This window comes from Novosphingobium meiothermophilum (genome assembly GCF_003171715.1).
GTDB classification, from domain to species: domain Bacteria; phylum Pseudomonadota; class Alphaproteobacteria; order Sphingomonadales; family Sphingomonadaceae; genus Novosphingobium; species Novosphingobium meiothermophilum.
Genome location: NZ_QGHL01000007.1, coordinates 154,251 through 177,619, shown reverse-complemented (window position 1 = coordinate 177,619; position 23,369 = coordinate 154,251). Strand labels below are relative to the sequence as shown.

Annotated in this window: 22 protein-coding genes; 6 read left to right on the top strand and 16 right to left on the bottom strand. The window is 63.9% G+C overall.

The window, feature by feature from the left end; translation table 11 throughout:
* Positions 1-6: 6 nt before the first annotated feature.
* The 11 genes from eda to ccoN all read right to left on the bottom strand — a co-directional run bounded on the left by eda (position 7) and on the right by ccoN (position 10,140).
* Positions 7-621, bottom strand: coding sequence for a bifunctional 4-hydroxy-2-oxoglutarate aldolase/2-dehydro-3-deoxy-phosphogluconate aldolase (eda, locus tag DKM43_RS05045; protein ID WP_109797393.1), 615 nt, complete (start codon positions 619-621; stop codon positions 7-9).
* Between the two features lie 120 nt (positions 622-741).
* Positions 742-2,091, bottom strand: coding sequence for an oxygen-independent coproporphyrinogen III oxidase (gene hemN / locus DKM43_RS05040; RefSeq protein ID WP_109797392.1), 1,350 nt, complete (start codon positions 2,089-2,091; stop codon positions 742-744).
* The gene (locus DKM43_RS05035) at positions 2,081-2,344 is read right to left on the bottom strand and encodes a hypothetical protein (RefSeq protein ID WP_109797391.1); all 264 of its coding nucleotides are present in this window, start codon (positions 2,342-2,344) and stop codon (positions 2,081-2,083) included. The genes hemN and DKM43_RS05035 overlap by 11 nt, the downstream gene beginning before the upstream one ends.
* Positions 2,341-2,532 (bottom strand): cbb3-type cytochrome oxidase assembly protein CcoS, encoded by a 192-nt coding sequence (gene ccoS, locus DKM43_RS05030; protein WP_109797390.1) that lies wholly within the window; start codon positions 2,530-2,532, stop codon positions 2,341-2,343. The genes DKM43_RS05035 and ccoS overlap by 4 nt, the downstream gene beginning before the upstream one ends.
* Entirely contained in the window at positions 2,529-4,652 is a 2,124-nt protein-coding gene (locus DKM43_RS05025; RefSeq protein ID WP_109797389.1) for a heavy metal translocating P-type ATPase, read from the bottom strand. Before DKM43_RS05025 ends, ccoS begins: the two co-directional genes overlap by 4 nt.
* A complete protein-coding gene (locus tag DKM43_RS05020; RefSeq protein WP_236632394.1) occupies positions 4,649-5,134 on the bottom strand; it encodes a FixH family protein in 486 nt (161 codons plus the stop codon). The genes DKM43_RS05025 and DKM43_RS05020 overlap by 4 nt, the downstream gene beginning before the upstream one ends.
* Positions 5,131-6,600: a cytochrome c oxidase accessory protein CcoG gene (gene ccoG, locus DKM43_RS05015; protein ID WP_109797388.1), complete on the bottom strand. Its 1,470-nt coding sequence runs from the start codon at positions 6,598-6,600 to the stop codon at positions 5,131-5,133. The genes DKM43_RS05020 and ccoG overlap by 4 nt, the downstream gene beginning before the upstream one ends.
* A gap of 24 nt (positions 6,601-6,624) precedes the next feature.
* Entirely contained in the window at positions 6,625-7,557 is a 933-nt protein-coding gene (gene ccoP, locus DKM43_RS05010; RefSeq protein WP_109797387.1) for a cytochrome-c oxidase, cbb3-type subunit III, read from the bottom strand.
* On the bottom strand, positions 7,550-7,720 hold the full coding sequence (locus tag DKM43_RS05005) for a cbb3-type cytochrome c oxidase subunit 3 (RefSeq protein WP_109797386.1): 171 nt from the start codon (positions 7,718-7,720) through the stop codon (positions 7,550-7,552). Before DKM43_RS05005 ends, ccoP begins: the two co-directional genes overlap by 8 nt.
* A complete protein-coding gene (ccoO, locus tag DKM43_RS05000) occupies positions 7,717-8,466 on the bottom strand; it encodes a cytochrome-c oxidase, cbb3-type subunit II (RefSeq protein WP_109797385.1) in 750 nt (249 codons plus the stop codon). Before ccoO ends, DKM43_RS05005 begins: the two co-directional genes overlap by 4 nt.
* Positions 8,467-8,490: 24 nt before the next feature.
* A complete protein-coding gene (gene ccoN, locus DKM43_RS04995; RefSeq protein WP_109797384.1) occupies positions 8,491-10,140 on the bottom strand; it encodes a cytochrome-c oxidase, cbb3-type subunit I in 1,650 nt (549 codons plus the stop codon).
* Positions 10,141-10,376: 236 nt separating this feature from the next.
* Between ccoN and DKM43_RS04990 the strand changes: the two genes are divergently transcribed.
* Positions 10,377-11,078, top strand: a complete 702-nt coding sequence (locus DKM43_RS04990; RefSeq protein ID WP_109797383.1) for an OmpW/AlkL family protein — start codon at positions 10,377-10,379, stop codon at positions 11,076-11,078.
* Between the two features lie 191 nt (positions 11,079-11,269).
* On the opposite strand, the gene DKM43_RS04985 is transcribed toward DKM43_RS04990, so the two are convergent.
* From DKM43_RS04985 to DKM43_RS04975, 3 genes are all read right to left on the bottom strand, one after another.
* On the bottom strand, positions 11,270-11,476 hold the full coding sequence (locus DKM43_RS04985; protein WP_109797382.1) for a hypothetical protein: 207 nt from the start codon (positions 11,474-11,476) through the stop codon (positions 11,270-11,272).
* A 111-nt stretch (positions 11,477-11,587) separates the two neighbouring features.
* Entirely contained in the window at positions 11,588-12,283 is a 696-nt protein-coding gene (locus DKM43_RS04980) for a Crp/Fnr family transcriptional regulator (RefSeq protein ID WP_109797381.1), read from the bottom strand.
* A 293-nt stretch (positions 12,284-12,576) separates the two neighbouring features.
* Positions 12,577-13,065 carry a flavin reductase family protein gene (locus DKM43_RS04975; RefSeq protein WP_109797992.1) on the bottom strand — a complete coding sequence of 163 codons (489 nt, stop codon included), beginning with the start codon at positions 13,063-13,065 and terminating at the stop codon, positions 12,577-12,579.
* 307 nt (positions 13,066-13,372) lie between these two features.
* On the opposite strand from DKM43_RS04975, the gene DKM43_RS04970 reads away from it, so the two are divergent.
* Positions 13,373-15,175 carry a DEAD/DEAH box helicase gene (locus DKM43_RS04970; protein ID WP_109797380.1) on the top strand — a complete coding sequence of 601 codons (1,803 nt, stop codon included), beginning with the start codon at positions 13,373-13,375 and terminating at the stop codon, positions 15,173-15,175.
* A 63-nt stretch (positions 15,176-15,238) separates the two neighbouring features.
* On the opposite strand, the gene lepA is transcribed toward DKM43_RS04970, so the two are convergent.
* Positions 15,239-17,056: a translation elongation factor 4 gene (lepA, locus tag DKM43_RS04965; RefSeq protein ID WP_109797379.1), complete on the bottom strand. Its 1,818-nt coding sequence runs from the start codon at positions 17,054-17,056 to the stop codon at positions 15,239-15,241.
* 277 nt (positions 17,057-17,333) lie between these two features.
* Here lepA and DKM43_RS04960 point away from each other — a divergent pair, with 277 nt between their 5' ends.
* Positions 17,334-18,821, top strand: a complete 1,488-nt coding sequence (locus DKM43_RS04960; protein WP_109797378.1) for a porin — start codon at positions 17,334-17,336, stop codon at positions 18,819-18,821.
* A 22-nt stretch (positions 18,822-18,843) separates the two neighbouring features.
* On the opposite strand, the gene DKM43_RS04955 is transcribed toward DKM43_RS04960, so the two are convergent.
* Positions 18,844-19,821: a hypothetical protein gene (locus tag DKM43_RS04955; protein ID WP_145960474.1), complete on the bottom strand. Its 978-nt coding sequence runs from the start codon at positions 19,819-19,821 to the stop codon at positions 18,844-18,846.
* A gap of 254 nt (positions 19,822-20,075) precedes the next feature.
* On the opposite strand from DKM43_RS04955, the gene DKM43_RS04950 reads away from it, so the two are divergent.
* The 3 genes from DKM43_RS04950 (at position 20,076) to DKM43_RS04940 (ending at position 23,265) form a co-directional block, all read left to right on the top strand.
* Positions 20,076-20,453, top strand: coding sequence for a glycine zipper 2TM domain-containing protein (locus DKM43_RS04950; RefSeq protein ID WP_109797376.1), 378 nt, complete (start codon positions 20,076-20,078; stop codon positions 20,451-20,453).
* 85 nt (positions 20,454-20,538) lie between these two features.
* Positions 20,539-21,795, top strand: a complete 1,257-nt coding sequence (locus DKM43_RS04945) for a cyclopropane-fatty-acyl-phospholipid synthase family protein (protein WP_330857612.1) — start codon at positions 20,539-20,541, stop codon at positions 21,793-21,795.
* A gap of 72 nt (positions 21,796-21,867) precedes the next feature.
* Complete coding sequence (locus DKM43_RS04940) at positions 21,868-23,265, top strand: aldehyde dehydrogenase family protein (RefSeq protein ID WP_109797374.1); 1,398 nt, start codon at positions 21,868-21,870, stop codon at positions 23,263-23,265.
* The last annotated feature ends 104 nt before the right edge of the window (positions 23,266-23,369 follow it).

The following is a 23,369-nucleotide window of genomic DNA, read 5'->3' as shown; positions in this document are numbered from 1 at the left end:
GCCGTGTCAGCGCCCCAGCGCTGCGGCTTCGCGCGCGGCAGCCTCTATCGCTGCCTCATCAGGTGCCCCCTTGCCCACAACCCAGCTTCCGCCCACGCAGAGCACAGGCTCAAAGCCCAGCCATTCCGGCGCGGTGGCAGCGCTGATTCCGCCGGTGGGGCAGAACTTGCACTGATGGAACGGTGCGGCCAACGCCTTTAATGCAGGCAGGCCGCCCGATGTGGAGGCGGGAAAGAACTTGAAATGCGTCAGCCCAAGATCGAGGCCGCGCATGATGTCGCCCGCCGATGCGATGCCCGGCAGGAACGGAATGCCCGATGCGATAGCGGCCCTGCCCAGATTGTCGGTCAGCCCCGGCGAGACGATGAACTCGGCCCCGGCATCGATCGCGGCCTTCAGTTCATCGGGATTGGTGACGGTGCCCGCACCCACGATGGCGCCTTCCACTGCCTTCATGGCATGGATCACATCAAGCGCTGCCGGGGTGCGCAGTGTCACCTCAAGGACGCGCAGCCCGCCTTTCACGAGCGCGCGCGCGATGGGCAGCGCATGATCGGCATCGTCCACGACCAGCACCGGAATGACCGGCGCGGTCCGCATGATGGTTTCGATCGGCTTCATCGCGGGCTCCCTCGCATTGCAACAAGGTGAGCGGCTTACCCCTTGGCGCGCACAATGTGCAGACGCCGCAGGCGGACGCATAGCTATTCTTGGCGCAGGATGCAGGTCATGGCACGTCGGTCAGACTGCCGAACTGAATTGCCGCGCCTCGGTCCGGTAGGCGTCGAACACCGATGCGATGGAACGGGCGTAAGGCTCGTTTCCGGGAAGGAGGGCCAGAGTTGCGCCATCGAGCCGGGCCAGACCGCGCGCGATGAACGGCTCAAGCCGCGGGCGCGCCGCTGCCAGCAGATCGGCGTCGATCACTGCCTTGCCCTTGCACAGCAGATCGGTGATGATCGCGCCGCGCCGCCGATCTTCTGAAGATCGCACAACCCCCTTGCGCCCTGCAAGCTGGTCCGCGCCGATCAGCATCCGATAACGCCCGGCGTTCTTCTCGGTCTGAACGAAAAGGTCGGGAAACTCGCTGATAGAGGACGCGCCAATGCCGATGAGCGCGGGTGACTGGTCTTCGGTAAACCCCTGAAAGTTGCGGCGCAGGGCACCATTGCGGGCCGCCAGTGCCAGATCATCGTCCGGAAGGGCAAAGTGATCGAAGCCGACCGGCTGGTAGCCTGCATCGACCAGCCGGGCATGGCCTTCGGCCGCCATGCGAAAACGGGCGCGCTGATCGGGCAACTGGCTGGCATCGATGCGCTGCTGGCGCGGGATCATGTGCGGCACATGGGCATAGCCGAACAGCGCGAAGCGATCTGCGCCCATGGCGATCGACTGATCCAGCGTCTCGGCCAGAATCTCGTCCGTCTGGAACGGCAGACCATACATGAGATCAAAATTGATCGAATTGACCCCGGCCCTGCGCAACCCTTCGGTCGCACGCTCGATCATCTCGCGCGGCTGGATGCGGCCAATCGCGGTCTGAACACGCGGGTCAAGCGTCTGCACGCCCAGACTGGCCTTGATGACCCCGATCCCGCGAATGGCCAGAAACCAGTCCGGCGCAAGGGTGCGCGGATCAAGCTCGATCGATAGGACCGGATTCACCAGCCGGAAATTGAGCGTCAGGCAATCAACGATCCGCACGAAATCGGTCGGGCTTATGGCGTTGGGGCTGCCTCCGCCAAAGGCGATGCGCGAAACCTTCACCGATGGATGAAGAAGCCGGGAGACCAACTCGATCTCGTGATGCAGCGCTTCCAGGTAGGCGGCCAGCCGGTGGGTTTTGTTTGCCGCCCCGGTGTTGCAACCGCAATACCAGCAGATCTCGCGGCAATAGGGGATATGCAGATAGAGCGATACGGTGCCGCGCAGCGCGCGCAGGGCGCTGGACTGGCGTTCCTCGAAGCTTTCCTCGACAAACTCGGCCGCCGTTGGATAGCTGGTATAGCGCGGAACCGGGCGGGCCAGAAGTTCCGGCCAGTAGGTCCATCCGCCAAAGACTTCGGGCTTCGTCATCACCTCACCAGCCATGACCATCGTCCTCGCCTTCCCCGCCGTTTGAGCAACAGCTATCGGCAGCAGAACGCTTGCGCATTGAGATATGACAAACCTTGCAGCACGGCAGGTTCTGGCTGCCATCCTCGCGCGCAGGCAGGCGAACAGGGATGCTGGCGCCATTGCCCCCGCAGGCCGCCAGCATAATCGTGCGCCCTGCCGCCGCAGGGGACGGGGCAATCATCTGGAGCACGGCCAGCGGCGCAAGGATGCGAAAGGCGCCGGTCATGGCCGGGTTCCGCTTGCACCGTCAGGCTCGCCGTGCCCGTCGCCTCCCTCGTCCTCGTCAATCAGGATGCGCGCGGCCGCGCCATCCAGATCCCCGTATTGGCCGCCCTTGAGCGACCAGAAGAACGCGGCAAGGCCCAGCAGACCCATGCCCAGCGCAATCGGCAGCATGAAGGCAACACCGTTCATTTTCCGCTTCCTGCCAGCCGCAGCGAATTGGCCACCACGATCAGCGAACTGGTCGACATGGCCACGGCCGCAACCATCGGCGTCACATGGCCAAGGATCGCCAGCGGCACCGCCAGCAAGTTGTAGCCGATCGCCAGCGCAAAGTTCTGGCGGACCACCCGCATCGTCGCGCGCGAAACCGCGATGGCTCGCGGAATGGCGAGAAGCGATTCACCGGTGAAGACCATGTCGGCCGCCTGCCGTCCCACATCGCTCGCCGTTCCGGGCGCAATCGAGGCATTGGCTGCGGCAAGCGCTGGTCCATCGTTCAGGCCATCGCCTGCCATCATCACGCGGCGGCCCGCGGCCTGAAGGCGCTGGATCGCCTCGTGCTTTGCGTTCGGCGATGCGGCAGCCTGCGCCGTCAGCCCGGTGGCGCGTGCAACCGCGCTCACCGCAGGGACGGAGTCGCCCGAAAGGATCGATGCTTCCACCCCAAGCGTGCGCAGCCTCGCCAGTGCCTCGTCCGCATCGGGGCGCAGACGATCGGCAAAGGGAATGACCCGCACCGGATCGCCTTCGATCCGCAGCGCGGTTGCCATGCCTTGCGCCGAAGCCGGGCGGCCAAGCGCAACGGCAAGACCGTTCCAGCGGGCAGTCACACCCTGCCCGGCTTCTTCCTGCACATCCTCAAGCACGGCGGCGCGCACGCCGCGGCTGCCCAGCGCCTGCACGAGGCTGAGCGAGAGCGGATGGCGGCTATGGCTGGCAAGCGCCAGCGCAACCGAGGCTTCCGGCCCGGAAAGTGCGCCCAGAGACACCTCATCGGGCACAGGACGGCCCAGCGTGAGCGTGCCCGTCTTGTCGAGCAGGAGGCGGTCCACATCGGCCATGCGTTCAAGCGCGGAGCCGTCCTTGACCAGCACCCCGCGCTTCATCAGTGCCCCTGCCGCCACAACTTGCGCCACGGGCACGGCCAGCCCAAGCGCGCAGGGGCAAGTGATGATGAGCACCGCAATGGCGATGACCAGCGACTGATACCATCCGGCACCCGCAATCATCCACCCGGCAAAGGTCAGCGCGGCAAGCGTGTGGACCGCAGGCGCATAGAGCTGCGCCGCGCGATCCGCGATGCGCACATATCTGGAGCGCGACTGACCTGCCGCCTCCATCAGCCGGGCGATCTCGGAAAGAGCCGTGTCCTGCCCGCTGGCCATCACGCGCACATCCACCGGCGCATCGATATTGAGCGTTCCGGCATGGACAAGCGTTCCGGGTGCGGCGCGCACCGGTGCGCTCTCACCCGTCAGCAGTGACTGGTCAAAGCGGCTCGTGCCGCGCAGCACCTCGCCATCGGCGGCAAGCCGTTCGCCTGCGGCCACGCGCATCAGCATTCCGGGGGCAAGATCCCTCGCATCCACCCAGCGCGTCGCGCCGTTGGCCTCGACCACCATCGTGCCCGTGGCTGCCTGCCGCAGCAGCGCATCGACGCCGGACCGCGCCCGGTCGCGCATCATCGCATCGAGCACCCGCCCGGCAAGCAGGAACATCAGGAGCATGAGCACGCCGTCGAACCAGGCGTCATGGCCCTGCGTCAGCGTTTCGTAAAACGAAAGCCCGGTGGCGATGACGACACCGATCGAGATCGGCACGTCCATGTTGGTCCTGCCGCGGCGCAAGACCTTCCACGCCGAGGAGAAGAACGGGCGCCCTGCATAAGCAATCGCGGGAACCCCGATGAGCGCCGAAACCCAGTGAAACAGCGACCGCGTGGTGCCATCGGCACCCGACCACACGCTGACCGACATCAGCATGACATTCATGCAGGCAAAGGCCGCAACGGCCAGCGGGGCGAGCAGCGGCTTGACGGCTGAAACCGGCTCGGTCTCAAGCTGCCGGGGCTGCGCTTCGAAGCCCGTGGCGGCAAGCGCGGCCAGCAGAGCCGGCGTCTCGACCAGAGGCGCATGGACCACTTCGACCGTGCGTGCGGTCAGGTTCGTGCGCGCACTCGTCACGCCCTCCAGCGCGGCAAGCGCGCGTTCCACCTTGCCCATGCAGCCTGCGCAATGCATCCCCGGCACCGCCAGGACGGTGGTGATCTCATCGCCGGGCGCGGCAAGAGCCTTGGCCGGCGCGCTCACTGCACTTCTCCAATGGTGCGCCACACCTGCCCGTCGGCCTCGACCGTGATGCGCAGACGCCAGCGGCCGGCTTCAAGCGGCGCGGCATAGATGCCCGGCGCGGTTTCATGCAGCGCCAGCTGCGCAAGCGGGCGCTGGCCAAGGGGGTGTTCGGCAATCGCCGCAACCCGCGCAGCACCGATCGGCTTGCCGGAACTGTCGGCAAGGGTCAGCGCTGCCCGCCCTTCCCCGTCGCGGGCGATCTTGCCGGTCCAGCCCAGCGCCGCATCGGCCCTTGCTTCGGCCAGAAGTTCGTTGAAATGCTGGCTGGCGACATAGGAGTTCTCGACAACCACGCCGCCGAAGGTGGAGCTGGCAAGCCGCGCCATCGCCACGTTGACCCCGACCACCACCGCGAAGAAGCCCACAAGGATGGCCGCCATCTTCCTGCCCGTGAACGGGCGCGGGGCGCGCTTGCCCTGATTTCGGCGCATCCCGGTCATTGGCCGTTTCCTTGTGCGGTGGTGAAGGTGGTTTGCGCCCGGTCGGTTCCGCCTTCATCGTCGTTGGCTGTCATCACGAAGGCAAACTGCGCAGGCGCAGACCCGCGCGGGCGGATTGCATAGACCCGGACCGGCTTGGTCGTATCGGCGGGAACCTCGATGCTCAGCGCCTTGCGGGCCGATGCGGCCTCCATCTCGTCGGTGAACATCGCGCCGCCGTCCAACCCCTCAAGCGCCACGGTGAAGGTGCGGGGGCGCGCTTCCATGTTGCGCAGCTTGAGCGTGTAGGCATTGCGGATGGCCCCGTCCGAAAGCATCACGTATTCCGGGTTGCGATCCTTGGCCACCGACAGATCAAGCCGTGCGCGCTGGCCAAGCATGAACAGCAAGGCAAGGCCGATGGCGCTCCAAATGCCGAAGTAAACCAGCGTGCGCGGGCGGAAAATGGTCTTGAGCAGCGGCGTCGGCGCTTCGCCGCGCTTTTCCTTCTCGGCATCCTCAAGCGTGCAGTAATCGATCAGCCCGCGCGGACGGCCCACGTCTGCCATGGCCTTGTCGCAGGCATCGATGCACAGCGCGCAGGTGATGCAGCCGATCTGCGGCCCTTCGCGGATGTCGATGCCCGTGGGGCACACGGCCACGCACTGCATGCAGTCGATGCAGTCGCCCAGCGGTGTGGTGGCCTTCTGCGCCGCCTTGAGCGAGCCGCGCGGTTCGCCGCGCCAGTCCTTGTAGGTAACGATAAGGCTGCGCTCATCCAGCATCGCGGTCTGGATGCGCGGCCAGGGGCACATGTAGATGCACACCTGCTCGCGCATGAAACCGCCGAAGATGAACGTGGTCATCGTCAGCACGAATGTGGTGGCATAGGCCACAGGCGCGGCATTGCCCGTCCAGAACTCGTGCTGAAGCGTTGGCGCATCGGCGAAGTAGAATATCCACGCACCGCCCGTGGCAAAGCTGATTGCCAGATAGATGGCCCATTTCAGGGCGCGCTTGCCGATCCTTTCCGCGTTCCACGGCGCCTTCTGCAAGCGAAGCTGGGCGTTGCGATCCCCGTCGATCAGCCGGTCGACATGCTGGAACAGATCGGTCCAGACCGTCTGCGGGCAGGCATAACCACACCACGCGCGCCCCACCGCCGAGGTGACAAGGAACAGCCCGATGCCCGCCATGATCAGCAGCCCTGCCACGAAGTAGAACTCGTGCGGCCAGATCTCGATGTCGAACATGAAGAAGCGGCGGTTGGCCAGATCGATCAGCACCGCCTGATCGGGGGCATAGGGGCCGCGATCCCACCGGATCCACGGCGTCACCCAGTAGATGACAAGGCACACGGCCATGACGAGCCATTTGAAGCGCCGGAACCTTCCGTCAATGGCCTTGGGAAAGACCGACTTGCGCTTGGCGTAAAGGCCGATCTCGTTGGAATGGTCCGCGCTCATTTTGGGATCGTGCGCAGTCATGACCGTGTGTCCTTGGCTGGGATTTTACTTGGTGGCGGCAGCCGGTCCGGCGGCAGCCTCGGCCGGTGCGGCTTCCGGTGCCGGCGTTTCCTCGCCGCCGCCCAGCGAATGGACGTAAGCTGCCAGCATCTTGACCGTGACCGGATCGAGGCGGTTGCCCCACGATGGCATCACGCCATAGCGTGCATTGGTGACGGTCTGCGTCAGCGTCTTGCGATCGCCGCCATAAAGCCAGATCGCATCGTTCAGGCGCGGCGCGCCCACCATGCGGCTGCCCTCGCCTGCCGTCCCGTGGCAGACGGCGCAATTGTCGGCATAGACCTGCGCACCGCGCTGCGAGGATGCACTGGGCTTTTCCTCGCCCGCCAGCACGCGCACATGGCTGACCACATCCTGCACTTGCACCGCGTTCAGGATACCGTCGCGCCCGAAAGCGGGCATCTGGCTCATGCGCGTGGCATCGTCGCCAGGCTGGCGGATGCCGTGGACCAGCGTCTGGTGGATGCTGGCCACATCGCCGCCCCACAGCCAGTCATCATCGTTGAGGTTGGGATAGCCGGGGCTGCCCGCCGCACCGTTGCCGTGGCACTGGATGCAGTTGACCTTGAACGCGGCGCGCCCGCCGTCAATTGCCGCACGGCGCAGGCGCGGATCGGTGGCGATCTGTTCAAGCGATGCCCGGTCCAGTTCTGCAAGCAGCCCGGCCTTGCGCGCCGCCTCCGCCTTCATCTCGCCCTCAAGCTGCCCGCGGCTCGACCAGCCCAGCGTTCCCGCGGTGGCCTTGTCGATCAGCGGCCAGGCCGGGTAGGCCACGCAATAGCCGATCGAAAAGACGATGCAGGCATAGAAGGTCCACAGCCACCAGCGCGGCAGCGGATTGTTCAGTTCCTCGATGCCGTCCCACTCGTGGCCGACAGTCTCGACGCCGGTGGCGTCGTCAATCCGGGATTTAGCCATCGTTCTCGTCCTTGAAGATCGAATTGGCGGCCTCTTGGTTCAGTGCCCTGGCGCCGGGGCGAAACGGCCATGCGCTCAGCCCCACGAAGATCACCGTCATCATCAGCAGGCCCCAGCTGTCGGCAAGGTGCCGCAGCATGTCATAGGTGGAGTGGGCGCTCATCGGCCCTTCTCCTTGGCAAGGGCTTCCTGCGCGGCGGGCGCATTCACGTCCACCAGCGTGCCCAGCATCTGGAGATAGGCCACCAGCGCGTCCATCTCGGTCAGCCGCTTGGGATTGCCGTCAAAGTCGCGAGCCTGCGCCTTGGGGTAGCGCTTCTTGAGATCGGTGGCATCGGCATCCGGATCGGCCTGAGTCTTCAGGTCGTCGTTGGCCTTGGCGATATCTTCCTGCGAATAGGGGACGCCGATCTGATAAAGCGTGCGCAAGGTGGCGGTCATGTCGCCCATGTCGAGATCCTTCTCGGCAAGGTGGGCATAGCCCGGCATGATCGATTCCGGCACGACCGCGCGCGGATCCTTCAGGTGCTGGACATGCCATTCATCCGAATAGCGGTTGCCCACGCGCGCCAGATCCGGCCCGGTCCGCTTCGAACCCCACTGGAAGGGGTGATCGTACATCGATTCGGCGGCAAGGCTGTAATGGCCATAGCGCTCTACCTCGTCCCGGAAGGGACGGATCATCTGGCTGTGGCAGACATAGCAGCCTTCGCGCACGTAGATGTCGCGTCCGGCCTGTTCGAGGGGAGTATAGGGGCGCATCCCCTCCACTTTCTCGATCGTGTTGTCGATCCAGAACAGCGGGGCGATTTCCACGATCCCGCCCACGGTCACTGCGGCAAAGGCCGCAATGCCGAGCAGCGTGATGTTGCGCTCCAGTTTCTTGTGCTTTTCCACGATGGTGGTCATGGCATTTTCTCCGTGATCGCCGGATCAGGCCGCAGCGGGCGCGGCGTTGACGACGGGACGGTCCTTTTCGGGATCGAAGGCGGCATCGCGCATCGGCGCTTCATCGCGGCTGTGGCCAAGAATGGTGCGCCACACGTTGACGACCATGACCAGCGCGCCTGCCAGGAACAGGAGGCCGCCCAGCGCACGCAGGAAGAACATGGGCCTGAGCGCAACCACGGTTTCTACGAAGCTGTTCACGAGGTATCCGTCAGCGCCATATTCGCGCCACATCAGCCCCTGCGTGATGCCCGCCACCCACATCGAGGCCGCGTAGAAGACGATCCCGATGGTCGCGAGCCAGAAGTGCCAGTTGACCATGCGCAGCGAATAGAGGCGCTGGCGGTTCCACAGGCGCGGCACCAGATAATAGATCGCCGAGAAGGTGATCATCCCGTTCCAGCCCAGCGCACCCGAATGCACATGGCCGATGGTCCAGTCGGTGTAGTGCGAAAGGCTGTTGACCGACTTGATCGACATCATCGGGCCTTCGAAGGTGCTCATGCCGTAGAAGGCCAGAGCCATCACCATCATGCGGATGATCGGATCGGTGCGCACCTTGTCCCATGCGCCGTTCAGCGTCATCAGCCCGTTGATCATGCCGCCCCAGCTCGGCATCCACAGCATGATCGAGAACACCATGCCCAGCGTCTGCGCCCAGTCGGGCAGCGCGGTGTAATGCAGGTGGTGCGGACCGGCCCAGATGTAGAGGAAGATCAGCGCCCAGAAGTGAATGATCGACAACCGGTAGGAAAAGACCGGACGCTCCGCCTGCTTGGGAACGAAGTAATACATCATCGCCAGGAACCCGGCGGTCAGGAAGAAGCCCACGGCATTGTGGCCATACCACCACTGCACCAGCGCGCCCTGCACGCCTGCAAAGATGGGATAGCTGCGGCTGCCGACAAAGCTGACCGGCCAGTTCAGGTTATTGACGATGTGCAGCATCGCCACGGTCACGATGAACGAAAGGTAGAACCAGTTGGCCACATAGATGTGAGGCTCGGTGCGCTTCACGATCGTGCCAACGAACACCGCGAGATAGGCGACCCAGACCACGGTCAGCCACAGGTCGACATACCATTCCGGTTCGGCATATTCCTTGCCCTGGGTGATGCCCAGAAGATAGCCGGTCGCGGCCAGGACGATGAAGAGCTGGTATCCCCAGAACACGAAACGGGCGAGGCCGGGGAAGGCCAGCCTCGCCCGGCAAGTGCGCTGCACGACGTAGAACGACGTGGCAATCAGCGCGTTGCCCCCGAAAGCGAAGATGACCGCAGAGGTGTGGAGCGGGCGCAGACGGCTGAACGAGGTCCATTCAAGGTTCAGGTTCAGCACCGGCAGCGCAAGCTGCAAGGCGATGTAAAGCCCTGCGAGAAACCCGGTGATGCCCCAGAAGACGGTCGCGATCACGCCCCAGCGGATCACGTCGTCATCATAGCGGCCCGGATCGGGCGCAAGGATCGCCTTGGACAGGTCGACGCCGCGCAGCGTGACGACAAGGCCGATCACGCAGGCAAGCGCAACCAGCCCCATATGAATTGCAAAACCGGTGTCGACGGCTGCGGCGCAGGCGGCGACGGCGATAAACAGCGCCACGAGCCACAGGCCCGCGCGCGATACTGCCAGTTCCATGGAGCCTTCCCTTCCATGAGTGATGTGCCTTTCGCGCTGCACCGTAATGCCGGGGCGAACATTGACCCGTGTCAAATCCGCCGGAAGCGTTCTCAGACTTTGGTCTCAGATTGCGCGTTTCCATTTTTGCGCTTCGTCAATGTCGGCTGATTCGCCGCGGTGCATCAGGCTGGGCGAGCCACGGAGAGACGTTCGGCCAACGAGGGGTTGGCCAGCCGTGGCGCAGGACAAGATCAATGAAGAAGCTGATGACTGCCGTCATTTCCGGCGCCATTCCTGCCATCGCGGCTGCGGCTGCAATGCTGTCGCCGACACAGGCCCTTGCCGGTTCGTCCGAGGGCAAGCTGCAGGTCAAGGTGCTCGGCACGGGCGTTCTGCCCGATGGCAAGATCGTCGAAGTGAAGAACGATCCGCTCAATCTGACCGTCGGCGCCAACACCAAGGCGAACGACAATGTCGTGCCGACTCTGGCGGTCGAGTATTTCTTCTCGCCCAATGTCTCGGCCGAAACGATCTGCTGCTTTACCCAGCACCGCGTCAGCGGCACGGGCACGCTCGCACCGGCCAATCGCATCGTCGATCACGTGCTGATCCTGCCCGCCACGCTCACGCTCAAGTATCACCTGCCGATGGGCGGCGGGATCAAGCCCTATGTCGGTGCCGGTCCTTCGATGTTCCTGATCTTCGGTGAAAAGCCCGGTGCCAGCGTAACCCCGCTGGGCGTCACCAAGGTGAAGATGTCGAACGAGGTAGGCCTTGCCCTTCAGGCCGGGATCGACATCCCCGTGAACGACAAGGGTCTGGGCATCAGCCTTGATGGCAAGAAATACTTCATGGACACCACGGCCCGCTTCTATGCCGGCAACGCCGAAGTGCTTGCCACCAAGCACTCGCTTGATCCCTGGGTGCTGAGCGCAGGACTGTCCTACCGGTTCTGACGCCGCTCCCGGCCTCCTGACCCCATTCCCCGGTCGCTTCGCCAACCCCCACGCGCGGCGCAACGACAGGGGACGGCGGGCAGGAACGTGCGAGGTTCTGGGATCACCTCGCCGCGTTCCTGCCCGCTACCTTTCAAGGCATGTTCCTGTGCGAAACCTTCCGGCAGAAGGCCTGCCAGCCAACCGGCGCATCAGCCCCGATCGGCCGCAGCGGGAGGCCCGGCCGCCTCGGCCATGGCAGCAGCCCCCATGCTTGCCGGGCGCAGTTCAAACCAGCCGGAATGGCCGGCGGCAGAAAGGAACGCCGACAGCGCAGCGCCCGCCAGCACCAGCCCAAGCGTGGCACGAAGCCGGACTCGCCCTTGCGCATCGGCCTCAGGGTTTTGTGGTTCACGCATGGCTGCATTCCTTTCCGCGTGTTTCTCTTCACGCGGTCAATGCAGCTGGGCGCGTATCTATCCGTGACTTAGTTTTGCCAGGGCGAGGCCGCTGAACGGTCTGCGCGGATGTCAGCCAGCCAGCGCCTTCAAGGCCGGACGATCGAGGATCTCCACCTCGCGGCGCGATGGCAGGTCGATCACGCCCTCGTTCTTCAGCCGGGTGAACTGGCGGCTCACGGTCTCGATGGTCAGGCCCAGCACGTCGGCCACCTGCTGGCGCGAAAAAGGCAGGGCAAACCTGTCTGCCGGGCCGAACGCGGGCGTGCAGCCGGTCTCGGCCAGCCGCTCGGACATTTCCAGCAGAAACGTGGCAATCTTTTCCGCAGCGTTCTTGCGGCCAAGCAGCATCATCCACGAGCGCGTCCGGTCCAATTCGGACAAGGTGCGTTCAAGCAGCTTGTGCTCAAGCTCCGGATGCTCGCGGGCGAAGCGGTCGAAATCGTTGCGTGAAAAAACGCAGACCCGCGCGTCGGTCAGTGCCACCACGCTGGCGCGGCTGGTCTGTCCGAATGGTCTTCCGATGAAATCAGCCGGATAGGCAACGCCGACAATCTGCTCGCGCCCGTCCTCGGTGCTGGTGGTCAGCTTGAGGACACCTTCGATCACATTGGCCACCAGCAGGGAATCGTCATCTTCCCAGATCAGCGATTCACCTGCCGTAACGGTGCGGCGGCGACCAATGGCATTAAGCAAGGCCAGTTCATCGCGTTCAAGTCCGGCGCAGATCGCACGGTTACGGACCACACAGGTTTCGCACGTTGACATGCGGGTTCACGTATCATGAGACAGGTTTTGCAGCAATTGGCGAATAGGAGCGCTTGATCCTGATATACTTGTCAAAAAAAATCGGGCGGCACGAACATTCGGGCCGCCCAAGTTGGGGAGAAATCGCCAGAGAGGTTGGCGGGTCGGAAAAAGTGACCAACCGCTCTGTCGAAAACAGGATTATCCCGTGCGCGAAGGACAGACGTTGACGGATGTCAAAATCGGCGGATTTTTCGCTCGCATATGGAAGAAAAAGCCCGCTTCATCCGCCCCCTTCACCCTGCTGTCAGGGTTCACTCTCCGGAAAGGCGCGCCAGATCGTGGTATTGCCCGCGGAAGAAGAGCAGCGGATTGCCTTCCTCCCGGCGGTCGAGCGAATCAACAGCGCCAACGACCAGGAGATGGTCGCCAATGTCCTCCACCCGCTCCACCCGGCAATCGATCCAGGCAATAGCATCATCAAGCAGAGGCTGGCCCGAAGGCGTGGTGCCGTGCGCCAGATCGGCAAACTTGTCGTCGCTACGGGCGGCAAAGCGCTGGCACAGCGAAAGCTGATCGGCGCCCAGCACGTTCACGCAGAACCGTCCGACTTGCGCGATCCTTGGCCAGGTTGACGAGCGCTTGTCCGGGAAGAAGCCCACCAGCGGCGGATTGAGCGAGATCGACGTGAACGAGCCGACCACAAGCCCGTGGCGCTGCCCTCCGGCGTCAACCGATGTGATCACGCAGACGCCGGTTGGCCAGACGCCCAGAACATTGCGGAAATGGCGGGGATCGATCATGCCGCGCTGCCTGTCGGCAAATCGGCGGCGCGTCAACCGTCCGCAGGGGAAAATGCCATCCGCATTCGGTTGCATGGCCCGACACCCCGGCCATTCAGGCGCTCCACGCGGACGGAACCGACGCCGCAAAAGAAATTGAAGCCAAACCGGCAAAAGACGTGTAGGGGCCGCCGCACAGGTATCGCCGTGCACTGTGTGGGAACGGGCTGAGGCGATTCGTGCCGGGAAAAGACCGGCCACCCAGCCGATACTGGCCCAACACCTTTGCGAATGCCGCATCTGCGGCAGGAATGGCGATTTTTTGACGATGACTTTTGCACACCTACCGCGCCCGCTTGCGCAGGCGCTCGAAGATCATGGCTACACGGCCCTCACCCCGGTTCAGGCTGCCGTGACCCAGCCCGAAGCACGGGGCCGCGATCTGGTGGTTTCGGCCCAGACCGGATCGGGCAAGACAGTGGCCTTCGGCCTTGCCATGGCGGGCGAACTGATCGGCGACGAAAGCGCCCTGCCCTTCGCCGTCGCTCCGCTTGCGCTTGTCGTTGCTCCCACGCGCGAACTCGCGCTTCAGGTCAGCCGGGAACTGGCATGGCTCTATGCCCCCACCCATGCGCGCATCGCCACCTGCGTTGGCGGCATGGACCCTTCGCGCGAGAGGCGCGCCCTTCAGGGCGGCGCGCACATTGTCGTCGGCACGCCGGGCCGCCTGCGCGATCACCTTGAACGCGGGGCGCTGGATCTTTCGGCGCTGGCCTGCGTGGTCCTCGACGAGGCCGACGAAATGCTCGACATGGGCTTTCGCGAAGACCTTGAGGAACTGCTCGACGCGACGCCCGAAAGCCGTCGCACCCTGCTGTTCTCGGCAACGATGCCCAAGCCGATCGAGGCGCTGGCTCGCCGCTATCAGCGTGATGCCCTGCGCATCTCGACCGTCAGTGAAGCGCGCGGCCATGGCGACATCGCCTATCGCGCGGTTGCCGTCGCCCCGGCCGAGATTGAAGCGGCCGTCGTCAACCTGCTGCGCTTCCACGAAGCCGAAACCGCGATGCTGTTCTGCGCCACGCGTGATAACGTGCGCCGCCTTCATGCCACGCTGGTCGAGCGCGGCTTCACTGCCGTGGCGCTTTCGGGCGAACACAGCCAGTCGGAGCGCAATAACGCGCTTCAGGCCCTGCGTGACCGCCGCGCCCGCGTGTGCGTTGCAACCGATGTGGCTGCGCGCGGGATCGATCTGCCTTCGCTCAGCCTTGTGATTCACGTGGAAATCCCGCGCGATGCCGAAACGCTGCAACACCGGTCGGGCCGGACGGGTCGCGCAGGCAAGAAGGGCACCGCCGTGCTGATCGTGCCCTTCCCGCGCCGTCGCCGCGTGGAAATGATGCTGCGCGGCGCGAAGATCAACGCCGAATGGACCGAGGTGCCCTCCCCTGAGGCAATCCGCGCGCAGGATCGCGAACGTCTGCTTGCCACCATCCTGACGCCCGTAGAGCCGGACGAGGCAGACCTCGACATCGCCCGCACCCTGCTTGAACAGCGCAGCGCCGAAGAGCTGGCCGCAGCGCTGGTCCGCGCCCATCGCGCCGCCCTGCCCCAGCCGGAAGAACTGCTTTCCGGTTCTGACGAAGGCCGCAGGCAGACCGCGCACCGGCCCGGCTTCGATGATGTGGTCTGGTTCCGCATGGATGTCGGCCGCCGCCAGAACGCGGATCCGCGCTGGATCCTGCCCACGCTGTGCCGCCGTGGCCACGTCTCGCGTCAGGAAATCGGCGCGATCCGCATTGCCCCCAACGAAACCTGGTTTCAGGTTCCCCGCGCGATTGCGGATCGTTTTACCGATGCCGTGCGCCGCACCGCCGATCCGAAGGGCGAGGACGAGAACGGCATCCACATCGAACCTGCGCCTGAAGGCCCGCGCGAACACGCGCGCGACAATCGCCGCAGCCCGAACGACGGCCCGCGCAAGTTCCAGCGCGCCGACGGTCCGCGCGCCGACGGTCCGCGCGCCGACGGTCCGCGCGCCGATGGACCGCGTGGCCCTCGCCGCCCGCATCCGGCAGGACAACGCCCACAGGGAAAACCGCATCGCAAAGGCCCGCAGGGCGCTCGCTGATAGACAAAGACCCGCCAGATGCAAGTCCGGCGGGTCTTTTGCCTCTCAGGTCCGAAGCAGGGCCTACTCTTCGCCCATGCGCAACGCCGCGATGAACGCCTCCTGCGGGATCGACACGTTGCCGTATTCGCGCATCCGGGCTTTGCCCTTCTTCTGCTTTTCCAGAAGTTTCTTCTTGCGGGTGATGTCGCCGCCATAGCACTTTGCGGTCACATCCTTGCGCATCGCGCTGATGGTCTCGCGCGCCACCACCTTTCCGCCGATGGCGGCCTGAATCGGGATCTTGAACAGGTGGCGCGGGATAAGATCCTTCAGGCGCTCGCACATGTGCCGCCCGCGCGCCTCGGCCGCGCTGCGGTGCACGATCATCGAAAGCGCATCGACCGGTTCGTTGTTGACGAGAATGCTCATTTTCACCAGATCGCCTTCGCGCAGCCCGATCTGCTCGTAATCGAACGAGGCATAGCCGCGGCTGATCGACTTCAGGCGGTCATAGAAGTCGAACACCACTTCATTGAGCGGCAGTTCGTATGTCACCTGCGCGCGCCCGCCCACATAGGTCAGGCCCGTCTGGATTCCCCGCCGGTCCTGACACAGCTTGAGCACCGAACCGAGGTATTCGTCGGGCGTGTAGATCGTGCCCTTGATCCACGGCTCGTCGATCTGCTCGATACGGCTGGGGTCGGGATAATCGGCGGGATTGTGCAGCAGGATCTCGCGCGCGTCGTCGTTCTTGCTGGCGCGCAACTGGATGCGGTAAACCACTGATGGCGCTGTGGTAATCAGGTCAAGGTCATATTCGCGGCTCAGCCGCTCCTGAATGATCTCAAGGTGCAGCAGTCCCAGGAACCCGCAGCGGAACCCGAAGCCCAGTGCCGCGCTCGACTCCATTTCGTAGCTGAACGACGCATCGTTGAGCCGCAGCTTGGCAATGCTCTCGCGCAGCTTCTCGAACTCGGCCGCGTCCACCGGAAAGATGCCGCAGAACACCACCGGCTGCACTTCCTTGAACCCCGGCAGCGGTTCGCTCGCGCCCTGCTTCACCGTGGTGATCGTATCACCCACGCGGGCCTGCGCCACTTCCTTGATCTGGGCGGTAATGAAGCCGATCTCGCCGGGGCCGAGTTCGTCCAGTGTCTCGATCTTGGGACGCATGCAGCCCACCCGGTCGATCAGGTGCTCGGTTCCGCCGGCCATGAACTTGACCTGCAATCCCTTGCGGATCACCCCGTCGATCACGCGCACAAGGATGACCACGCCCAGATAGGGGTCATACCACGAGTCCACCAGCATGGCCTTGAGCGGCGCGGCCCGGTCGCCCTTTGGCGGCGGAATGCGTTCGACCACGGCATCCAGCACTTCCTCGATGCCGATGCCCGACTTGGCGCTGGTCAGCACCGCGTTGCTGGCATCCAGCCCGATCACGTCTTCGATCTCGGCCTTGACCTTTTCGGGTTCGGCGGCGGGCAGATCGATCTTGTTGATGACCGGCACGATCTCGTGATCGTGCTCGATCGATTGATAGACATTGGCAAGCGTCTGCGCTTCCACGCCCTGCGCGGCATCGACAACCAGCAGCGCCCCCTCGCAGGCGGCAAGGCTGCGGCTGACCTCATAGGCAAAGTCGACGTGCCCCGGCGTGTCCATCAGGTTGAGCTGATAGGTCTTTCCATCCTTCGCCTTGTAATCAAGCCGCACGGTCTGCGCCTTGATGGTGATCCCGCGCTCCTTCTCGATGTCCATGTTGTCGAGCACCTGCTCGGACATTTCGCGCTCGGACAGCCCGCCGGTGTACTGGATCAGGCGATCCGCCAGCGTGGACTTGCCGTGGTCGATGTGGGCAATGATCGAAAAGTTACGGATCAGCGAAAGGTCTGTCATGCGCGCGCCGTTAGCAGGTGCAAGGCTGCGAGTCACGCGGGGCGCTGGTGCAGGCAGCGCCCCGCGACCGCATCAAAGTTTTCAATCCGAAGACATTTTTCTGACGATCATCACTGTATTGTAATTAAACATTTCCATCTTTTTATCAGCATCTTACGCTACTTTTAACACGCAAACGCCGCAGGAATGCGTCAATCGACTGTCACATATCCGTCATTTTGACGCTCTAGCGGCCGCTCCGGGTCGATCCGAACCCGACACGGAGATTCTCGCGGAAATGAACGGCAGGGCTTTCAGGGCAGGACTTGCGGCATGCGTTTTCATCAGCGCCGCCAGTGTGGCGCAGGCGCAGATCGCGCCCGAAGATCAGGCCGCAAAGATCGCCGACCTCCAGCGGCAGGTGGATGAACTGAAGGCCATGGTGCACGCGCTTCAGGCCATGCAGGGCAACGCGCGCATGGCCAGCGCGCCTGCGGGGGCAGCTGCGCCTGCGCCCGCCCCCACCGCGCCTTCCGATACGCTTCAGGCGGGCCTTTCTGCCACCACTTCCGCCGCACCGCCCGCCGCGCAGGCTCGGCCCGTGCAACTGGCTGCGGCCGAAGCTCCGGCAAAGAAGAAGAAAGCGTGGCATGAAAAGCTCATGATCCGCGGCTACACCCAGATGCGGCTGAACGAGATCATCAGCGGTCCCAAGTCCGCCCCTGCGGGCATCTCGCGGCTGCGTTCGGTGCAGGACAGCGGCATCAACGAGAACGGCAATTTCAGCCTGCGCCGTGCGCGCCTCGTCGTCCAGGGCGACATTTCGGACCGCGTCTCGCTCTACATGCAGGGCGATATGGCGGCCGCAGTGAATAACCAGTCGGTCAGCGAACCGCGCCAGCACTTCTTCCAGATGCGCGATGCCTATGCCGATGTCTATCTCGACAAGGCCAAGACCCTGAAGGTGCGCTTCGGCCAGTCGAAGGTGCCCTACGGCTGGGAAAACCTGCAAAGTTCGTCCAACCGCGTCCCGCTTGACCGCACCGATGCGATAAATGCCCCGGTGCCGGGCGAACGCGATCTTGGCGTCGTGCTCTATTACACCCCGCCCAAGATCCAGAAGATCTGGGACGAACTTGCAGCCGATGGGCAGAAGCTGTTCGGAAACTACGGCGCCTTTGCGCTGGCGGCCTACAACGGTCAGGGAATCAACCGCATAGAACGCAATGGAGGGCTGATGACGGTCGGCATGGCAACCGTGCCATTCCGCCTCGATGGCATCGGCCTTCCCGGCCAGGTGGCAGAGTTCGGCGTTACCGCCATGCGCAACCAGTTCCGGCCTGAATTGCGCTCCGGTGGTGTCTCGACCGTATCGTATGACGATAACCACGTGAACTTCCACGGGATGATCTACCCCGCCCCGATCGGCGTGCAGGCCGAATGGACCTTTGGCACCGCGCCGCAGTGGGATCAGGCGCTTGGCACCATCCGCTCGCAGCGCGCCACCGGCGGCTATGTCATGGCGATGTATCGCGTGCCGCAATCCCCGGTCGGCCAGATCATTCCCTTCGCGCGCTGGCAGAAGTATCGGGGCGGTTTCAAGGCCGCCACCAACGCCCCGCGGCTTGAAACCGACGAGTACGAAGCCGGCGTGGAGTGGCTGCCGATGAAGGAGCTTGAAGTCACGCTCAGCTATTCCAGCATCAAGCGCAACGAGGCGGACGAGCGGCGGACCGGACGCGCCAAGGGCGACGTGGTCCGCGCGCAGGTCCAGTGGAACTACTGAAGCATCGCCACGCGCAGGCGCCTCAGCGGGCCGAAAATGCGCTCGAAAGACGGAAGGTGCCCTGCGCGGCCAGGCCGTTCACGTAACGCACCCGGTAAAGCGTATTCGTGCCATAGGTTCCGGTCATGCGCGCCACAAGCTGCCGCCCCTCGCCCGCTGGCACATCCGCGCGCTGGATCGGGTGGTAGGTCGTTCCCCCGTCAAGCGAATGCTCAATGAACAGCGTTCCAGCCACATCGGCAAAGGCCGTGGCAATGAAAAAGCAGAACGGGGTCGAATTGCCGACCCTGCCGGTGCCGGTAAAGCTCGCCGAAGCGGCAAGCGCGGTGGTGCTGTCGGTATAGCCAAGGCTGGTATTGACCGTGCCGGTCACAACCACGTTGCCTATCGATGCACCGCTGCCTGCAAGCGATGTGCTCGTCACGTTGAGCGGCCTGCGCTTGAGCACAAGCACGATCGACACCGTCCCGCTGCCATAGCTTGAAACCCGCGCCCGGACAAACCCCGCATTGGATGAAAAGGCATAGAGGCCGACCGCCGTCGTGGTGATCGAAGGGGAACTGGTCGCGCCGTTCGTCGCGATGACCGGAATGGCGATCCAGTTGATCCCGTCGTTCGAATGTTCGTAGTTCACGGTGCAGGAATTGCCGCCCGAAACCACCTGAAAGGTGCCCCCCGCAAATCCGGTGAGCGGTGCCGAAACCACCACGTCCGCACTCGTCACACTGCCCGCCACGGTCAGGCCGTCACCCACGTCGTCAAGGAAGACATTGCCGATATGCGCGTTTCCGGCAGGCAGCGGTGCGGTCCGCACTGGCAGGGGGGATGCCTCGCTCACCGTCTGCGCCGCGCCTCCCGGAAGGGCGTAAGCCATTGTCCCGCCGCTGACCGGCAGCGGCTTGTCCAGCGAGACGACTTCGGCCGAACCGTCCTGCTTGGCATAGGCCAGCGCCGTAACCGGAGCGATGCGCGAGGGGAAGGTGACTTCAGGATTGGTCATCGATGTCTCCATTGCAGCATTTTTGGAACAATCGACGAAAGTAGATAACCATATTGGCACATGTAGGAAAATGGATTGTGCACGCATGGCGCAAACTCCGGCTCCATCTCATCAATTTGTCGCGCAAGGGGATCAATTCGGCGCACTTTGCTCAGCACAACGAGCCGTTCATCCCGCGTTGGGGATCAGCGGCCAAGTCTTTGCGTTGTCCCCCACAACCGTCCTTGCAGACGGACAGCATTCAGGAGAAATCCATGAAAAAGACCGTTCTTTCCCTTGTGATGGCCGCACTGGCGGTTCCTGCGGCTCCTGCTCTTGCCAGCCCGCCGGGATGGGCGCCCGCGCACGGATACCACAAGGTCAAGCATGACCGGGTCTATGACAGCCGCGGCCGCTATATCGAACCGCGCCGCATCTCCCGCAACGATCGCGTCTGGCGCGGGCGCGACGGTCGCTACTACTGCCGCCGCAACAACGGCACGACCGGCCTCATCATCGGTGCCGCCGGTGGCGCGCTCATCGGCAGAGCCATCGATTCGCGCGGCGATCGCACCATGGGCACCGTCCTTGGCGCGGCAGGCGGCGCGTTGCTGGGCCGCGAACTGGAGCGCAGCGGCGCACGCTGCCGCTAAACGCCCCGGACCGCCGCAGGGTGGCAAAAACCCTTGCGATTGAACGCTTTTGGCATAGTCTGTCGGTATGTGGCTGCTTGATCAGATGTTGAAGCGGTTGATCCGCAAGGGTCGGCTGGTGGTGATTGACCATGACGGCAAGGAATACGCCTATGGCGATCCGGCCGCTTCGCCTGTCACCATCCGTTTCACCGACAAGGGGGCCGCCATGCACGTGGCCAAGGACCCCCGCGTCGGCGCCGGCGAAGCCTACATGGATGGCCGCCTGGTAGTGGAACCACCGCACGACATCCGCGACATGATCCTGCTGGTCATGGGCAATGCCAATTCCGGCGGCGGCATCGATCGCAAGGGTCCGCTGCGCAACCTGCTGGGCAAGGTCATCTCGCGACTTGACCAGATCAACGAGCGCGCGCAGGCCGCAAAGAACGTGGTCCACCACTATGATCTGACGCGCGAGTTCTACGAACTGTTCCTCGATACCGACCGTCAGTACACCATGGCCTATTTCGCCGATCCTGCGAACACGCTGGAACGCGCGCAGGTCGACAAGAAAGCCCTGATCGCGGCCAAGCTGCGGCTGGAGCCGGGCCGGGCAGAAGGCATGCGCGTGCTCGATATCGGATGTGGCTGGGGTGGGCTGGCGCTCTACCTCAATCGCCATTTCGGCTGCGAGGTGCTGGGCGTCAGTCTCGCACCAGATCAGGTCCGCTTCGCGCAGGAGCGCGCCGAAGCCGCAGGCGTTGCCGACAAGGTGAAGTTCCAGCTCATCGATTACCGCGACGTCACCGGCCAGTTCGACCGTATCACCAGCGTCGGCATGATCGAACACGTCGGCGCCCCCAATTTCGGCGAGTATTTCGCCAAGACCAACGAACTGCTCGATCTCGAAGGGATCATGCTCACCCACACCATCGGACGCACCGGTCCGCCGGGGACGACCGACAAGTGGACCCGCAAATACATCTTCCCCGGCGGCTATATTCCCGCGATGAGCGAACTGGTTTCGGCGCTCGAACGCACCGGATGGGAAATCGGCGATATTGAGGTTCTGCGCTATCACTACGCCTATACTCTTGCCGAATGGTATCGCCGCACATGTCTGCACCGTGAGGAAATCATCGCGCTTTACGATGAACGCCTGTTCCGCATGTGGCAGTTCTATCTGGCAGGCGCGGAACAGAGCTTCCGCCATGGCGGTATGGTCAACTTCCATATCCAGAGCGTTAAGCGCCGCAGCGCCCTGCCCATGACGCGCGACTACATCCAGCATGAGTGGGAGCGTCTTGCCCGGCTGGATCAGGCGCCGGAATGGCACCTGATGAAATCGGCCGCCGAGTAGCGCTTGATCCGCAGACCGAAACACGTCCACGCCAATTCCTGAAACGGCCCGCCGGCAAACCGCGCGGGCCGCATGCCCACTGCGCCATCTGTCAACCGCGCCACGCAATCAGGAATTGCCATGACCACATCCGTGCCAACCGCCGCCGATCTTGCGACCGACATCGCGCGTGTCTTCGCGCTCCAGCAGACCCATCAATGGGAAGCCAAGGCTTCATCGGCTGCCGAGCGCAAGGACAAGCTGGCGCGCCTCAAGGCTGCGGTCGAAACACACGCCGATGCCATCGTGGCCGCCGTCCTTGAAGATACGCGCAAGCCTGTCGCGGAAATCCGCGTGACCGAGGTCATGAATGTCATCGCCAACATTCAGCGCAATATCGACAATCTCGATGCGTGGATGATGCCGGTAGAAGTCGGCTCCTCGCTCAACCCCGCTGACCGGGCACGGATTATCCATGAAGCGCGCGGCGTATGCCTCATCCTTGGCCCATGGAACTTCCCGCTGGGCCTTGCGCTTGGCCCCGTGGCCGCCGCCATCGCGGCGGGCAACACCTGCATCGTCAAGCTGACCGACCTGTGCCCGGCCACGGCGCGCGTTGCATCCGCCATCATCGAGGAAGCCTTCGACGAGCGTGATGTCGCCCTTTTCGAGGGGGATGTTTCGGTGGCGACGGCCCTGCTGGACCTGCCCTTCAACCACATCTTCTTCACCGGATCGCCGCGCGTGGGCAGGATCGTCATGGCGGCTGCCGCACGGCACCTCACCAGCGTCACGCTCGAACTGGGCGGCAAATCGCCGGTCATCGTCGATGACAGCGCCGATATCGATCAGGTGGCCGCCCAGCTTGCTGCGGCCAAGCAGTTCAACGGCGGCCAGGCATGCATCAGCCCCGACTACGTCTTCGTCAAGGAAGACCGCAAGGCTGCTCTCGTCGAAGGCTTCCGGGCCAACGTGCAGAAGAACCTCTATGACGAGGCCGGACAGATCAGGAAGGACAGCATCGCCCAGATCGTGAACCGGGCAAACTTCGACAGGGTCAAGGCCATGTTCGACGATGCCGTGGCGAAGGGTGCAACCGTTGCGGTCGGCGGCACCTTCGAGGCCGATGACCTTACCATCCACCCCACCATGCTCACCGATGTCACCCCGCAGATGACCATCCTGCAAGACGAGATCTTCGCGCCGGTCATCCCGGTCATGACCTATGACACGCTCGATCAGGCGATCGGCTATATCGCCGCGCGCGACAAGCCGCTGGCACTCTACATCTACAGCCGCGACGAAGCCAACATCGAGAAAGTGCTTGCCCGCACCTCGTCCGGCGGGGTCACGGTCAATGGCGTGTTCTCGCACTATCTCGAAAACAACCTGCCCTTCGGCGGCGTCAACACCAGCGGCATGGGCAGCTATCACGGCGTGTTCGGCTTCCGCTGCTTCAGCCACGAACGCGCGGTCTATCTGCATGGCTGAGCGCAGCCGCAGGGGCGCGCTTCGGCAAAAGGTTGCGGTTCCCGGTCCCGCCTGTTAGGCGCGCGGCGCGCATTTCAGGCACCTTTTGCTCAGGGGAGTCGCTC

What these genes read in the sequence shown, in the direction of transcription:
- ccoO (WP_109797385.1), bottom strand. Translation starts at nt 8,466, where the DNA reads ATGACCACCATCGTGGAAAAGCACAAGAAACTGGAGCGCAACATCACG.
- DKM43_RS04980 (WP_109797381.1), bottom strand. Translation starts at nt 12,283, where the DNA reads ATGTCAACGTGCGAAACCTGTGTGGTCCGTAACCGTGCGATCTGCGCC.
- DKM43_RS04985 (WP_109797382.1), bottom strand. Translation starts at nt 11,476, where the DNA reads ATGCGTGAACCACAAAACCCTGAGGCCGATGCGCAAGGGCGAGTCCGG.
- ccoP (WP_109797387.1), bottom strand. Translation starts at nt 7,557, where the DNA reads ATGGCTAAATCCCGGATTGACGACGCCACCGGCGTCGAGACTGTCGGC.
- lepA (WP_109797379.1), bottom strand. Translation starts at nt 17,056, where the DNA reads ATGACAGACCTTTCGCTGATCCGTAACTTTTCGATCATTGCCCACATC.
- DKM43_RS04975 (WP_109797992.1), bottom strand. Translation starts at nt 13,065, where the DNA reads ATGATCGATCCCCGCCATTTCCGCAATGTTCTGGGCGTCTGGCCAACC.
- eda (WP_109797393.1), bottom strand. Translation starts at nt 621, where the DNA reads ATGAAGCCGATCGAAACCATCATGCGGACCGCGCCGGTCATTCCGGTG.
- ccoG (WP_109797388.1), bottom strand. Translation starts at nt 6,600, where the DNA reads ATGACTGCGCACGATCCCAAAATGAGCGCGGACCATTCCAACGAGATC.
- DKM43_RS04950 (WP_109797376.1), top strand. Translation starts at nt 20,076, where the DNA reads ATGAAAAAGACCGTTCTTTCCCTTGTGATGGCCGCACTGGCGGTTCCT.
- DKM43_RS04955 (WP_145960474.1), bottom strand. Translation starts at nt 19,821, where the DNA reads ATGACCAATCCTGAAGTCACCTTCCCCTCGCGCATCGCTCCGGTTACG.
- hemN (WP_109797392.1), bottom strand. Translation starts at nt 2,091, where the DNA reads ATGGCTGGTGAGGTGATGACGAAGCCCGAAGTCTTTGGCGGATGGACC.
- DKM43_RS04940 (WP_109797374.1), top strand. Translation starts at nt 21,868, where the DNA reads ATGCCCACTGCGCCATCTGTCAACCGCGCCACGCAATCAGGAATTGCC.
- DKM43_RS05005 (WP_109797386.1), bottom strand. Translation starts at nt 7,720, where the DNA reads ATGAGCGCCCACTCCACCTATGACATGCTGCGGCACCTTGCCGACAGC.
- DKM43_RS05020 (WP_236632394.1), bottom strand. Translation starts at nt 5,134, where the DNA reads ATGACCGGGATGCGCCGAAATCAGGGCAAGCGCGCCCCGCGCCCGTTC.
- DKM43_RS04990 (WP_109797383.1), top strand. Translation starts at nt 10,377, where the DNA reads ATGAAGAAGCTGATGACTGCCGTCATTTCCGGCGCCATTCCTGCCATC.
- DKM43_RS04945 (WP_330857612.1), top strand. Translation starts at nt 20,539, where the DNA reads ATGTTGAAGCGGTTGATCCGCAAGGGTCGGCTGGTGGTGATTGACCAT.
- DKM43_RS05035 (WP_109797391.1), bottom strand. Translation starts at nt 2,344, where the DNA reads ATGACCGGCGCCTTTCGCATCCTTGCGCCGCTGGCCGTGCTCCAGATG.
- ccoN (WP_109797384.1), bottom strand. Translation starts at nt 10,140, where the DNA reads ATGGAACTGGCAGTATCGCGCGCGGGCCTGTGGCTCGTGGCGCTGTTT.
- DKM43_RS04970 (WP_109797380.1), top strand. Translation starts at nt 13,373, where the DNA reads ATGACTTTTGCACACCTACCGCGCCCGCTTGCGCAGGCGCTCGAAGAT.
- DKM43_RS04960 (WP_109797378.1), top strand. Translation starts at nt 17,334, where the DNA reads ATGAACGGCAGGGCTTTCAGGGCAGGACTTGCGGCATGCGTTTTCATC.
- ccoS (WP_109797390.1), bottom strand. Translation starts at nt 2,532, where the DNA reads ATGAACGGTGTTGCCTTCATGCTGCCGATTGCGCTGGGCATGGGTCTG.